We start from the raw sequence: 13,711 nt of genomic DNA, 5'->3' as shown, positions 1-13,711 counted from the left end.
TTAAGTTTTTCGCTAGTCACGAGTTTTGACATCAAACAATTCAATTTCAAAAATTAAATTAGAATTAGCTGGAATAATCTTACCCATTTTACGCTCACCATAAGCTAAATGAGAAGGCACGATTAATTTACGTTTACCACCAACCTTCATTCCCATAATGCCTTGGTCCCAGCCTTTAATGACACGGCCTGTTCCAATCACGCATTCAAAATAATTACCGCGATCAATTGAAGAGTCAAATTTTGTACCGTCTTCTAACCAACCTGTATAGTGAGTCGTAATCAAAGCACCTTTAACAGCTTCTTTACCTTCACCTACTTTTAAATCGATAATTTCTAATTCATTTGACATGGTTTACCCCTTAAACAGAATCTTTAAATAGCAACTGGTGCTTAGTGTACCAATTGAATCTGTAGAATTTGTTGCGCTTTTCTATTTTACTGTAACTGCGTCCACACAACATTTGCCTGACCCTTTTCACCTAAAAGAGTCCACTCTGTATCCATCACATTTAACTGTAGCTGCATGGTACGTTCACAGAGTTGTTCTAGCTCAGCTGTGCTTGCAGGTGCGATTTGCCAAACCTGAACGTTACTTAACGTTTTAATTTTGCTATTTCTCTTCCACCACTCTTCGACTTGTGTGCCATACACAACAATCGCAACTTTTTTACAGCGTGCACTCGCTTTTTTAACTTTATCTTCTGAAGGTAAGCCCACTTCAATCCATGTTTCTAATTGACCCGTTAAATCTTTTTGCCATAACGCTGGCTCGTCAGTTTCAAAAAGGTCTTTTGTAAACTCAAGCTCATCACTTGCAAAACGAGCAAAGGCCATTAAACGAACCATTAAACGTTCTAAAGTTTCCGAAGGATGCAAGGCAAGCGTCAACTGGTAATCACCATAAATATGGTCATCCATATTGGCAATATTCAAGTCTGCCTTATAAATTGTTGCTTTAAGCGCCATGATTAATATGTTCCAAAATTTGGCGCTAAGGATACTCGATTTTAGCTAAAAATTATAAAAAAACTGAGTAATGCAAAACATCGCGATGGTGAAATTTGCATATTCTTCCAAAACGCTCCACTTATTTTAGAGTTGGCTGGCTTTTTGCTTAAAAGAGATATTCTCCTCTTCCTAAAATTGATGACTTATGTGGCAAAAGCTCAAGCGTAGTTTATTTTTACAGGTTCTTTGTGCTCTCTTCCTTGGTGTTGCAGTTGGAGCTGGTTTTCATGATTTCTCCTTATCTTTAAAGCCCTTGGGCGATGGTTTTATTTCTTTAATTAAGATGCTGATTGCACCAATTGTGTTTTGTGTGGTTGTACTCGGTATTTATGGTGCAAACGACATCAAAAAAATGGGCAAAGTCGGTGCAAAAACTATTCTCTATTTTGAAGTGGTCACCAGTATTGCTTTAGTTTTAGGCATTATTGTGGCCTATGTATTTAAACCTGGTGTTGGCATGAACATCGATATCAGCCATTTAGATGCAAAAGATTTAAGCACCTATACCGAACGTGCTCATGAAATGCACACAGGTTCGGAATTTCTACTTAATATTATTCCGAAAACATTCACTGCTGCTTTTGCAAACGGCGATATTTTACAAGTTTTATTAATCGCTATTTTATTTGGTGTAGCACTACTTTTAATTCCTAAACATTTGGCAGAGCTGGTACGTCAGGCCCTTGAAGCTTTTTCTGAAGTCTTCTTTAAAATTATGGGGCTGATTATTCGTTTAGCGCCTATTGGTGTTTTTGGTTCAGTGGCCTATACCACTGCCAAGTTTGGTTTAGACTCACTCTTACAATTGGGCTATTTGGTTTTACTGTTTTATGCAACGTGCATTTTATTTGTTGTGGTTGTTTTAGGTTCAATTTTAAAACTTGCCGGTCTCAACATCTTCAAATTTGTAGCTTATTTTAAAGATGAGTTAGCGATTGTTTTAGGTACAGCATCTTCTGACTCTGTTTTACCCCAAATTATGAAAAAACTCAGAAATCTGGGAATCAAGGATTCAACCGTCGGTCTCGTCATCCCTACGGGTTATTCTTTTAACTTAGATGGGTTTTCAATTTACTTAACTTTAGGGGTAATTTTTATTGCGCAAGCCTGCAATATTGATTTATCTACGCACGACCTATTGGCTATCTTGCTGGTTTCACTGATTACTTCTAAAGGTGCACACGGTATTCCCGGTTCGGCTTTAGTTATTCTTGCAGCAACACTTTCAGTGATTCCAAGCCTCCCTGCGATTGGTCTAGTACTTCTACTTTCAGTCGACTGGTTCATTGGCATTATTCGTGCCTGCACCAACTTGATTGGTAACTGTGTTGCGGCCGTAGTCATTGCGCATTGGGAAAAAGATATTGACCATGCTCAAGCTAAAGCCGTGCTAAATACTAAACCTTAAAATTCGTTCTAGAGAACATTGAATCATCTTTTTCTCAATGTTCTCTAATCTTCAATTCGGCAATTCAATAAATCAGTTTCAAATGCCAACCAATCGTGTTCATGTTGGCTAATCATTTCAATCCGGTTATCAATGCCCTCTTCGCCAGACTTATAATTAAATTGCTGCGGATTAAAGTTAAAGGTTTTCCAACCTTGATCCGTATTAAAAATTCCCTTAATTCGTAGCCAATCTTTTTGTGCACATAACACATCGAGCAAAGCATAAAACTCAAACTTCCAGCGTTTAGGCAATTTCCAACCCGCGACAATATAACCTTGTGCCGACTCGACATAATGATAAGGTAACTGCTGAATTTCTTTAACGACCTCAGTTTCAGTCATTTGTTTTTGAAGTTTAAGTAAAGGTTGAATAGAGCGTTCGGTTAAACGAGCAACCACATCAATTTTATTTAACGCTAACTGACCATGTTCAGTTTTAATCCACTCTTGTTGATAAGGCTGATATTCTTCTTTTAATAACTCAAGTGCCTGATCATCTTCAAAAGTCATTACATCAGTATGTGAGACTACAACAATCTGAGCAGCTTTTAACTGATCTTCATAAAGGTTTTGCTTGACCCAGTTTGTATCATGTAAACGGCTACCATCTACAACAGTAATTAATGCTCGCATAGCTAAACTACTTTGCCAATGTGGCTCTGTCAGTTGATCAAATAACTGCGAAGGGTGCCCAAGACCAGTCGGTTCAATAAATAGTCGGTCTGGCTTTTGTTCACTCAATAGACGGGCTAAAGCAATATGCATAGGCAATTGACTGCTACAACATAAGCAACCACCTAATAATTCTTTGACTGCATATCCTTCATCTTGAGGTAAGAGTTGTTGATCTACTCCAATCTGCCCAAACTCATTCATTAATACAGCCCAGACCTCATCTTTAGGCTTCTGACTTAATAAATGCTGCAATAACGTGGTTTTCCCCGCCCCTAAAAAACCAGAAATAATATGGGTAGGAACAGTTTTTTGGGCAATAAATTTCACGAGTCACTCAAATTGGAACGGTCTAAAACATTTTAGGTATATCACTCTTTTTTGTCATGTAAATGATTTTTAAAGTTGGCTGATGATTTTTTAATTTTTACTTAACAAACCAATAATGAGACTTACATCTCATTTAAAATCTAAATTAACTTTTAATAATTACAACTCAAACGGAATATTCTATTTATATGCATTCACAATTCATGCCAGAGTGTTAGGTTTACGTAACACAATTGGTTTTTTTTCATTCAAGAAGAAATATTTTTACACATTTTAAGGTGTAATTAAGCCCTTTAATTTTACAGATTCCGCACATAAACGGCCCGTATATTTCATATTGTTAAGATAGGCGTAATAGATTGTTAAGTTAATTGATGTAATCCAAACCTCGGCTTAGCATGTGTCCTAGCTTAGTCATTCAGCCATACACGTTTCATGTAGGTATGAACGATTAGGTTTGATTTACTTTTTTAATGAATTTAAGGATGCCATAAAATGAAATTAGCTAAGACTCTACTTGCAACAACTTTAGCTTTAACTGCTGCTTCAACTTTCGCTGCTTCTAAACATGAACAAGCACACAGCACTGCTGGTGAAGAGAAAGTTGTTGTTTCAACTCAAGAACAAGCAAACACAGCAAATGCTGCATCTGATGCTGTAGGTTCTGCTTCTGAAGCTGCTCCTGCAGCTCGTTAATTCTCTCAGCACTCTCCTCCAAGCTCAGAGATAATTTTACTGAAATGAAAAATGGATGCTGAATTTCAGTAAAGAAGAAAAGGATCGAACCATGCTGCGGTTCGATCCTTTTTTTTAAGAAGATTTTTTATACATACTACAAGATGGGTTGTGATTTTCTTGTAGACGTAAAACCTTACGGTGCTCGGCTGCTTCAAAGCGGCAACGTTTCCACTCAGTATTTAGATTTAATTGAGGCACTTCACATGGCTTGCTCTGTTCATCAACAGCAACCATGGTGAAATAACAGCTATTGGTATGGCGCACTGTACGCTTCTGGATATTTTGGGCTTCAACGCGTATTCCCACTTCCATTGAGGTACGGCCTACATGGTTAACACTTGCCAAGAAGGTTACCAGCTCCCCCACATAAATAGGTTCTTTAAAATTCACCTTATCTACAGATAACGTCACCACGTAGCCACCCGAATAACGACTCGCACAAGCGTAAGCGACTTGGTCTAGTAGTTTTAGAATCGTACCACCATGAACATTACCTGAAAAATTTGCCATATCAGGCGTCATCAAAACTGACATCGTCAATTCAGACTGATCATCAGTTGCTGTGGTTATTTCATCTAATGTAGGCATAGCTCAACTCTGTGTCTTAAAACAAGCTCAGTCAACATTATGGTTGATAATTCACAAAAAAAACATGATTAAATCCACAACATGGCATTGTATTTTTTAATATCTCTGATTGTTTTTTAAAATCTAATTTTTTAAAGCATTATTTTTAAAGTTATTTTTTATAGCTACATCATTTATTTTAAAGTTTTATAGAACATGCTATGCCATTTTATTCCACGCTTAATGGCATAGCAGGGTCTTACAGATCACTCGCTATACTTTAGTAATAACGCCTGTCACACCATTAATAATCATATCAATGGCGATCGTTCCGATTAATAAAGCAGATAAACGTCCCACAATGTCAAAATAGCGGTCGATATGCTTGGCATGTTTATAGCGTAAATGATCATGTGAAAATTTCATCAAAATCAAAATACTACAGGTTAAAAATAAGGTGAAGGCAATCACTAAGGCTGCCTCACCAATTGACATTTCAATGCCTGTAACCACAGCGGCACTAATAGTTCCCGGACCAATCATAAATGGCATTGCAATGGTGCCAGCCAGATGTTCTGGCGCTCCTCGCATTTCACCAATCGTATCGGCACCCTGAAAAACATAGCGATAGCCAATGACCAAAAAGATAAGGCCTCCAAAAATCTGGAAGGCTTCAAAACGTACATTCAGATATTTACTAAAAATTGTTTCGCCGCCCCATGCAAATAGCATGAACACAACAAAAGCAATCAAGCTTCCCTGAATCAGTGCTTTATTAAACACCTTTGTTTCTGAATGGCGGATTAGGCCAATCATATAAATGCTCATTAAAAATGGATTGAGCAAAGAGAAAAATAAAGCAAAAGAATGTAGATAAGGAGAAGCCATGCATTGTCCTCTTAAGCTTGTGGATCTGGGAACAAAGGTCGGTTCCCTGGGCTAATACGATTAATATGTAAGAACGTCATATGTCTTTCATATTTATCTAAAATGTCATTAATAACCTGTTCCTTACCGTAACCAACGAGGTCGTTATCTTGAGAACCATCATAAAGATACGTTTCTAGTCGGTAATAGAACTGTTTACCGCGTTTCACACGTTGACTGAAATTCGGTGCGCTATAGCGTACGGGCCAGATCTGGTAAACGAAGTTTTGTTCTTCTTCCAAATGAATTGTGAAGTCCAGATGGTAAAGCGTATCTTCATCTTCGAGTAGCGTTTGCTGCACATCCACATTCATTCCCTGCTTAATAAGTTCATCAGCAACGGCCTGAACAGCCGGTCGACAAACTGTATCCAACATGCGCAGAGTTTCAGTGGTTCCCGGATGATGCATCACTCGAGTTAAACGCTGTTTCCAATTCAAAATATCAACGTTACCAACCACTGGAGCTGCATTCATGCTACGGCTGGCCTGCCTATAATCTTCAAGCCTTAAGGACTTATAAAGTCCGGCCATAACAAGGAACATCACAAAACTAAAAGGCAATCCCATAATGATGGTTGCATTTTGCAAAGCTGTAATCCCGTTGGTCATCAGCATTGCCAGTGTGAGCAAACCAATCGCAATTGCCCAGAACACACTCAACCAACGCGGAGCATCATTATCAATATGCGTTAACTTGGTGGTGAAGTTCCCTAGAACCAGCGCTCCCGAATCGGCAGAAGTCACATAGAACAAAAGCCCTGTTACGGTGGCAATTGAAGCAATAAACGTAAAGCCCGGATATTGTGCTAACAAATCATAAAAACCATGAGCTGGATTCGCCAACACAGTGGCAGCTAAGGTTTGGTTCCCTTCAAAAATAACGCTGTGCAACGCACTATTACCGAAAATAGATAACCACGTGATCGTAAATAAAAGCGGGATAATTAAAGTACCAGACACAAACTCACGAATGGTACGCCCTCTTGAGATACGCGCCAGAAAAAGTCCTACAAATGGAGACCACGCAATCCACCATGCCCAGAAGAACAAGGTCCAGCTACTCATCCACTCTTTAGGCTGTTCAAACGCAAAACTTTGTAAGGCCAAAGACGGGAAACGACTTAAGTAATCACCAACATTTTGAACAAGGGCATTGAGTAAAAACTCAGTATTTCCCAAGAACAAGATAAACAGTAAAAGGCCAATCGAAACATAAATATTGATTTCAGATAAAATCCGCAGGCCTTTATTCACGCCTGATGTCACCGAAATAATACTAATACCAACTGCGATGGCAATCAGGGCAAACTGCATCCAGATATTCTCTGGCAGCCCCAATAACACATGTAGTCCATAATTTAGCTGTACCACCCCAATCCCGCAGGTCGTTGCAATACCAAAAATTGTCCCGATAACGGCAGCCGTATCAACACTATGCCCGATTACACCATTAATTCTTTGACCAAAAATTGGGTAGAGCGCAGAGCGTATGGTAAGCGGCAGATTATAACGATAGCTAAAATATCCCAATGACATGCCAATCAAGGCATACATACACCAACCAGTTAAACCATAGTGGAACAATGTCCAGACCATACTTTGACGTGCAGCTTCATAAGTCTGAGCTGCACCTACTGGTGGTTGCATATAATGAGATAAAGGCTCAGCGACCGAGAAGAACATTAAATCGATACCGATACCGGCCGAAAACAGCATGGCAGACCAACTCAGTAAACTAAACTCAGGTTTTGAATGCTTAGGTCCTAGCTTAATATTGCCATATCTTGAACAGGCAATAAAAATCACAAACGCCATATATAGTGTTGCGGCAAGCAGGTAATACCAACCAAAGGTTGAAGTTACCCACTGAAGTACGGTGTTCATGATTCGGTTTGAAAAATCGTTGAACAAAAACGTGACGAGAGAAAAAATTAGAATAAGTACAGCTGAAAAATAAAAAACCACACGGTTGAGCGGGTCTTTTTTAGATTTAGATAATGTTAAATCATCAACTGCTCTTGGATTATCTGTTGCCATACAATCCTCAAGGAATAAAAATAAAAACAAAATATTTAATTTCGTCTTTTCACTCTTATTTAAAACAATGAAAAGACGACTTTAAACGCAAAAAATAATATATAGATGTGATCGGTTGAGGTTATAAAACCTCAGTCACTTTATTCTGGTCACAGTTCGATGGGACCGAAATGTCTTTTGAAACAGCTAACTGCTTTTTCACTAATTGAGGGTCAAAATCATCTTGCTTTAGCGCTTTGGCTAAGCCAAACATATAAAGCAAAATAATGACTGAAAATGGTAAACCACATAACACCACAGCACTTTGCATGGAGTTAAAACTACCGGCTAGTAACAAGCCAATACTTACAATGGTAATTACCACAGACCAAAAGACGCGTAACCAGATCGGTGAATCACTATCATTGGTGCCCCCTTTTGAGGACAAATTAGCGATCATTAGTGTACCAGAGCCAACTGGTGTCAAAAATAAAACGAAACAAATTACAACAACAATGCCAGCAACATAAGGATTAAATGGCAGATATTCGAGTAGCTTAAATAAAGATAATGCTGGATCAGTTAAGACCATATCACCCAAAACTTTCTGTTTTTGGTTCAAGATAAAGTAAATTGCCGTATTTCCAAAAACCGAGATCCAAGCCAGCGTAAAGCCTAATGGAATCAGGCATACACCCAGAATAACTTCCCGAATCGTACGTCCTTTTGAAATACGGGCAATAAACATGCCTACAAAAGGTGCCCAAGCAATCCACCATGCCCAATAAAATACTGTCCACGAACCTAACCAGCCACTTGCCTTCTGGTTGTATAAATACATATCAAAGCTTTTACCAATAAAATTGCTTAGATAATCACCCGTATTTTGCACAAGACCATTTAATAAATGATTTGTAGGACCTGTTAAAAATACAAATAAAAGTAAGGCATACAGTAGACGTAAATTAATACGAGATAACCATGCCAGACCTTTTTCAATGCCGACCACTGTCGTAATCGTGGCAACAAACATCATGATGAGAACAGCAGCAATTAAGGTCACAGAGTTATCAGGAATTTGCGGCAGTAAATAACAAATACCAGATACGAGTACCAAAGCACCAATTCCTAAATTGGTGACCAAGGAAATAACCGTTGCTAAAATTCCAAAACCATCAACAAAATCTCCCACCAAGCCATGAACACGCTCTCCAAAAATTGGATAAAGCGCTGAACGTAATGCTAAGGGCAGGTCTTGTCTAAAAGCGAAGTAACCTAGAGTGACTCCAAGCAATGCATAGAGTACCCAGCCATGAATTCCCCAATGCAAAAAGCTATAGGTCATGGCATTTCGTGCAGCTTGAATGGTTCCAGCCTCACCTTCTGGTGGCCTCAAGAAGTGATCAACAGGTTCGGCAACGCCATAATAAAGTAACGCAATCCCAATGCCGGCCGAGAACAACATTGAAGTCCATGCCAAATAACTAAACTCAGGTTTGTCGTCGTCTTTTCCTAGGGGAATCTGCCCTACTTTTGAAAAAGCGAGCCAAGCCACAAAACCTAGACAAAGCACAATCACCAGCATGTAATACCACCCGAAAAAGTGATTTACTTGCTCTTGTATATAGGTCAACCAAAACTGACTTTTTTCTGGAAACAGCACAAAAAGTAGGCCAAAAATGCCAATACTGATGGCCGAACTCCAAAATACAAAACGATTTAACCGAATATGGTCTGAAGAATATCTATCACTTTTCAACACCATCTTATTGCTCCTTGCAATCGGTGTATTTTCTCAAAATAACGTGATAAGTAATGTACTTATGCGCATCATCCTATCCTTAAGAATCTTTGATTGTACCTCTTTATTCCTAGAGGTAATCTTCAAAAATTCATTGATTTTTACATATCATACTTGTTATTGATTGAACGTTCAATCAATAACAAGTATGATAAAAAAAGTGCTATGATGCTCTGCAAGTTAACATGCTGAATTTAAAGCACCACTAAAAGTGCTGATGTGGAAAAACATGACAAAACGCAGAGTAAAACCAGAGCACGTGCGACGTGAAGAAATTATGAACGCTGCACTCGACGTAATTTATGAAGTGGGGTTATCCAATACCACCATTGCACAAATTGCAAAAAAAGCCGAGCTGTCGACCGGCATTGTCAGCCATTATTTTGGCGACAAACAAGGGTTGATCAATACCTGTATGCAAGAAATGCTGAATGTTCTGCGTCATAAAACCGAACAGTACAGAGCAGAAGCAGATTCGCATCCAGAGAGCCAGATTAAGGCGATTATCGACTCTAACTTTGACATTAGTCAGGTAAATGAAAAAGCAATGCGGGTCTGGTTAGACTTTTGGTCTGCAAGTATGCATGTACCAGACTTAAGCCGCTTGCAAAAGATTAATGATCAACGTCTGTACTCCAACTTGAAATTTTATTTTCTCAAGTTAATGAATGAACAACAGGCCAGTGTTGCCGCTAGAGGGTTGGCAGCATTGATTGATGGATTATGGTTACGAGGCAGTTTAAGCCGTCATAACGAATTTGACAGCAATCTTGCTCGTTCCATTGCTTACGATTATGTACAAACGCAAGTTCAATTTGCGAACAAGCCTTTGCAGGAGAGACAAAATGAGTGATGTACAAGTTCAACAACTGTATATCCATGGACGCTACGTTAAAGCAACCAGTGGTAAAACATTTAATAGTATTAACCCTGCCAACGGCGAAACGATCGCAACTCTTCAGCAAGCATCTGAACAAGATATTGAAGCTGCTGTACAAAGCGCACAACAAGGACAAAAAATCTGGGCTGCCATGACTGCCATGGAACGCTCTCGTATTTTACGTCGCGCAGTCGACATTTTACGTGACCGTAATGATGAACTTGCCCGTCTTGAAACGCTAGACACTGGTAAAGCCTACAGCGAAACATCTACCGTCGACATTGTGACTGGTGCAGATGTACTAGAATATTATGCAGGACTTGCAACTGCCATTCAGGGTGAACAAGTTCCGCTTCGCGAATCAAGTTTCTTTTATACACGCCGTGAACCTTTAGGCGTGGTTGCAGGTATTGGTGCCTGGAACTATCCAATTCAAATCGCTTTATGGAAATCTGCCCCTGCCCTTGCTGCCGGCAATGCCATGATTTTCAAACCTAGTGAAACCACCCCTCTTACTGCATTCAAACTTGCAGAAATCTATACAGAAGCTGGCTTACCAGACGGCGTATTCAACGTAGTTCAAGGGCCAGGCCGTGAAATTGGTCAGTGGTTAACTGAACATCCTGTGATTGAAAAAATCTCATTCACTGGTGGTGTTGAAACTGGCAAAAAAGTCATGGCAAGCGCTGCTGGTTCTACGCTAAAAGAAGTGACGATGGAACTTGGTGGTAAGTCTCCACTGATTATTTGTGAAGATGCCAACCTTAATCGCGCAGCAGATATTGCTGTCATGGCAAACTTCTTTAGTTCAGGCCAAGTTTGTACCAACGGTACGCGTGTATTTGTTCCAAAATCTCTTTTAGCCGATTTTGAAAAAGCCGTTGTAGAACGTGTAAAACGTATTCGCATTGGTGACCCAATGGCTGAAGAAACCAACTTCGGGCCACTCACCAGCTTCCCTCATATGGAAAAAGTTCTGTCTTTCATTGAGTCAGGTAAACAACAAGGCGCTAAAGTCTTAATTGGTGGTGGACGTGCAACAGAAGGTGACCTTGCTAAAGGCGCTTATGTACTACCGACGGTATTTAGCGACTGCAATGACCAGATGGCAATTGTTCAAGAAGAAATTTTTGGACCAGTCATGAGCATTTTAAGCTATGAGACCGAAGAAGAAGTGATTCGTCGTGCTAACGATACAACCTTTGGTTTAGCTGCTGGCGTTGTCACTCAAGATATTAGCCGCGCTCATCGCATTATTCACCAAATTGAAGCTGGTATTTGCTGGATTAACACGTGGGGCGAGTCGCCTGCAGAGATGCCAGTGGGTGGCTACAAACAATCTGGTGTAGGCCGTGAAAATGGCCTAACCACGCTGGGACACTATACCCGTATCAAATCTATTCAAGTTGAACTTGGCGATTATCAAAGCATTTTTTAATGCATCAATTGCCTTAAACATTTCAACCTAAACCACATATGCAGAGCAATCTTTATAGATTGCTCAGGCAAACTGTTAGTAAAAAAAGGATAGTTATGAATATTAAAGAATATGATTACATTATCATTGGCGCAGGATCTGCCGGAAATGTACTTGCTGCACGTCTTACTGAAGACAAAGATACCACCGTTTTATTATTAGAAGCTGGTGGACCAGATTATCGTTTGGATTTTCGTACACAAATGCCGGCAGCTTTAGCCTACCCTCTTCAAGGTCGTCGCTATAACTGGGCTTATTTAACCGACCCTGAACCGCACATGAACAACCGTCGTATGGAATGTGGTCGTGGTAAAGGTTTAGGTGGCTCATCTTTAATTAATGGTATGTGCTATATCCGCGGTAATGCAATGGATTTAGAACAATGGGCAACCCATAAAGGCCTTGAAAACTGGTCTTATGCCGATTGTTTGCCATACTACAGAAAAGCCGAAACCCGTGATATTGGTGAAAATGACTACCATGGTGGCAATGGCCCTGTGTCAGTTGCTACACCTAAAAATGGCAATAATGTCTTGTTTCATGCCATGGTTGAAGCTGGCGTACAAGCAGGTTACCCGCGTACCGATGACTTAAATGGTTACCAGCAAGAAGGCTTCGGCCCAATGGACCGCACGGTAACGCCTAAAGGTCGCCGTTCAAGTACCGCACGTGGTTATCTGGATATGGCAAAAGGCCGTCCTAACCTCACCATTTTGACTCATGCAACCACCAATAAAATCTTGTTTAACCAAAAACAAGCCGTGGGTGTTGAATATATTATCGGGGCTGATCAAAACAACTTGCAACGCGCCTTAGTTAAACGCGAAGTCTTACTGTGTGCAGGTGCAATTGCTTCTCCACAAATTTTACAGCGCTCTGGTGTGGGTGAAAGTACTTTCTTAAAATCAATGGACATTGATGTCGTTCATGATTTGCCGGGTGTAGGTGAAAACCTGCAAGACCACTTGGAAATGTACCTACAATATAAATGTAAGCAGCCTGTTTCTTTATACCCTGCCCTGAAATGGTATAACCAACCTGCGATTGGTGCAGAGTGGTTATTTAACGGTACAGGTATTGGCGCAAGTAACCAGTTTGAAGCAGGCGGATTTATCCGTAGTTCAGATGAGTTCAAATGGCCAAACATTCAGTACCATTTCTTGCCAGTTGCTATTAACTACAATGGTAGTAATGCCGTGAAAGAGCATGGTTTTCAGGCACACGTTGGTTCAATGCGCTCACCTTCACGTGGCCGTATTAGACTTAAATCAAAAGATCCGTTTGAGCATCCAAGTATCTTGTTCAACTATATGTCGAGTGAACAAGACTGGCGTGAGTTCCGTGATGCGATTCGTATCACCCGAGAAATCATGCAGCAACCTGCTCTTGATCCATATCGTGGTGATGAAATTAGTCCGGGCAAACATTTACAGACAGATGCAGAGCTTGACGACTTTGTTCGTAACCATGCAGAAACGGCTTATCATCCGTCTTGTAGCTGTAAGATGGGTGAAGATGAAATGGCTGTCGTGGATGGTCAAGGCCGAGTCCATGGTATGCAAAGCTTACGTGTGGTTGATGCCTCGATCATGCCGCTTATTATTACCGGTAACTTAAATGCAACCACCATTATGATTGCCGAGAAAATTGCAGACCAAATTCGTGGACGTGAAGCATTACCACGTTCAACTGCACCATTCTATGTAGCCTCATAAAATCATAAGGGTATATTTCTTATGCAGAAATATACCCTTAATTTAATATTTATAATCCAATCATTAATAAGAACGATGTATGACAGAAAATAAACTATTCAAAAAAGCTGTTTTACATATATATGGC

The 13,711-nt window shown here is 39.9% G+C and carries 12 protein-coding genes; 5 read left to right on the top strand and 7 right to left on the bottom strand.

The window, feature by feature from the left end:
- Positions 1-12 precede the first annotated feature (12 nt).
- Together ACLBWE_RS07640 and ACLBWE_RS07635 are read right to left on the bottom strand one after the other, a co-directional pair.
- Entirely contained in the window at positions 13-351 is a 339-nt protein-coding gene (locus tag ACLBWE_RS07640; RefSeq protein WP_016138973.1) for an FKBP-type peptidyl-prolyl cis-trans isomerase, read from the bottom strand.
- 86 nt (positions 352-437) lie between these two features.
- The gene (locus ACLBWE_RS07635; RefSeq protein WP_127494073.1) at positions 438-968 is read right to left on the bottom strand and encodes a YaeQ family protein; all 531 of its coding nucleotides are present in this window, start codon (positions 966-968) and stop codon (positions 438-440) included.
- A 187-nt stretch (positions 969-1,155) separates the two neighbouring features.
- Here ACLBWE_RS07635 and dctA point away from each other — a divergent pair, with 187 nt between their 5' ends.
- Positions 1,156-2,418 (top strand): C4-dicarboxylate transporter DctA, encoded by a 1,263-nt coding sequence (gene dctA / locus ACLBWE_RS07630; protein ID WP_127494071.1) that lies wholly within the window; start codon positions 1,156-1,158, stop codon positions 2,416-2,418.
- Between the two features lie 44 nt (positions 2,419-2,462).
- Here dctA and ACLBWE_RS07625 read toward each other — a convergent pair whose 3' ends face one another.
- Positions 2,463-3,461: a CobW family GTP-binding protein gene (locus ACLBWE_RS07625; RefSeq protein WP_447602076.1), complete on the bottom strand. Its 999-nt coding sequence runs from the start codon at positions 3,459-3,461 to the stop codon at positions 2,463-2,465.
- Positions 3,462-3,956: 495 nt separating this feature from the next.
- Here ACLBWE_RS07625 and ACLBWE_RS07620 point away from each other — a divergent pair, with 495 nt between their 5' ends.
- Positions 3,957-4,157 carry a hypothetical protein gene (locus ACLBWE_RS07620; protein WP_209734852.1) on the top strand — a complete coding sequence of 67 codons (201 nt, stop codon included), beginning with the start codon at positions 3,957-3,959 and terminating at the stop codon, positions 4,155-4,157.
- A 114-nt stretch (positions 4,158-4,271) separates the two neighbouring features.
- On the opposite strand, the gene ACLBWE_RS07615 is transcribed toward ACLBWE_RS07620, so the two are convergent.
- The 4 genes from ACLBWE_RS07615 to ACLBWE_RS07600 all read right to left on the bottom strand — a co-directional run bounded on the left by ACLBWE_RS07615 (position 4,272) and on the right by ACLBWE_RS07600 (position 9,476).
- Positions 4,272-4,787 carry an acyl-CoA thioesterase gene (locus ACLBWE_RS07615; RefSeq protein WP_003653152.1) on the bottom strand — a complete coding sequence of 172 codons (516 nt, stop codon included), beginning with the start codon at positions 4,785-4,787 and terminating at the stop codon, positions 4,272-4,274.
- Positions 4,788-5,039: 252 nt separating this feature from the next.
- Positions 5,040-5,654: a MarC family protein gene (locus tag ACLBWE_RS07610; protein ID WP_003653161.1), complete on the bottom strand. Its 615-nt coding sequence runs from the start codon at positions 5,652-5,654 to the stop codon at positions 5,040-5,042.
- Between the two features lie 11 nt (positions 5,655-5,665).
- Positions 5,666-7,732, bottom strand: a complete 2,067-nt coding sequence (locus ACLBWE_RS07605) for a choline transporter (RefSeq protein WP_005048485.1) — start codon at positions 7,730-7,732, stop codon at positions 5,666-5,668.
- Positions 7,733-7,853: 121 nt separating this feature from the next.
- Entirely contained in the window at positions 7,854-9,476 is a 1,623-nt protein-coding gene (locus ACLBWE_RS07600) for a BCCT family transporter (RefSeq protein WP_447602072.1), read from the bottom strand.
- 265 nt (positions 9,477-9,741) lie between these two features.
- Here ACLBWE_RS07600 and betI point away from each other — a divergent pair, with 265 nt between their 5' ends.
- The 3 genes from betI (at position 9,742) to betA (ending at position 13,584) form a co-directional block, all read left to right on the top strand.
- Entirely contained in the window at positions 9,742-10,365 is a 624-nt protein-coding gene (gene betI, locus ACLBWE_RS07595; protein ID WP_003653164.1) for a transcriptional regulator BetI, read from the top strand.
- The gene (gene betB / locus ACLBWE_RS07590) at positions 10,358-11,830 is read left to right on the top strand and encodes a betaine-aldehyde dehydrogenase (protein WP_447602070.1); all 1,473 of its coding nucleotides are present in this window, start codon (positions 10,358-10,360) and stop codon (positions 11,828-11,830) included. The genes betI and betB overlap by 8 nt, the downstream gene beginning before the upstream one ends.
- Before the next feature lie 95 nt (positions 11,831-11,925).
- Positions 11,926-13,584, top strand: a complete 1,659-nt coding sequence (gene betA / locus ACLBWE_RS07585; RefSeq protein ID WP_447602068.1) for a choline dehydrogenase — start codon at positions 11,926-11,928, stop codon at positions 13,582-13,584.
- Positions 13,585-13,711 lie beyond the last annotated feature (127 nt).

Source organism: Acinetobacter sp. M5A5_2a, assembly GCF_053345265.1.
Note: the sequence above shows the minus strand (reverse complement) of the source record. Positions and strands in the feature narration are given on the sequence as shown.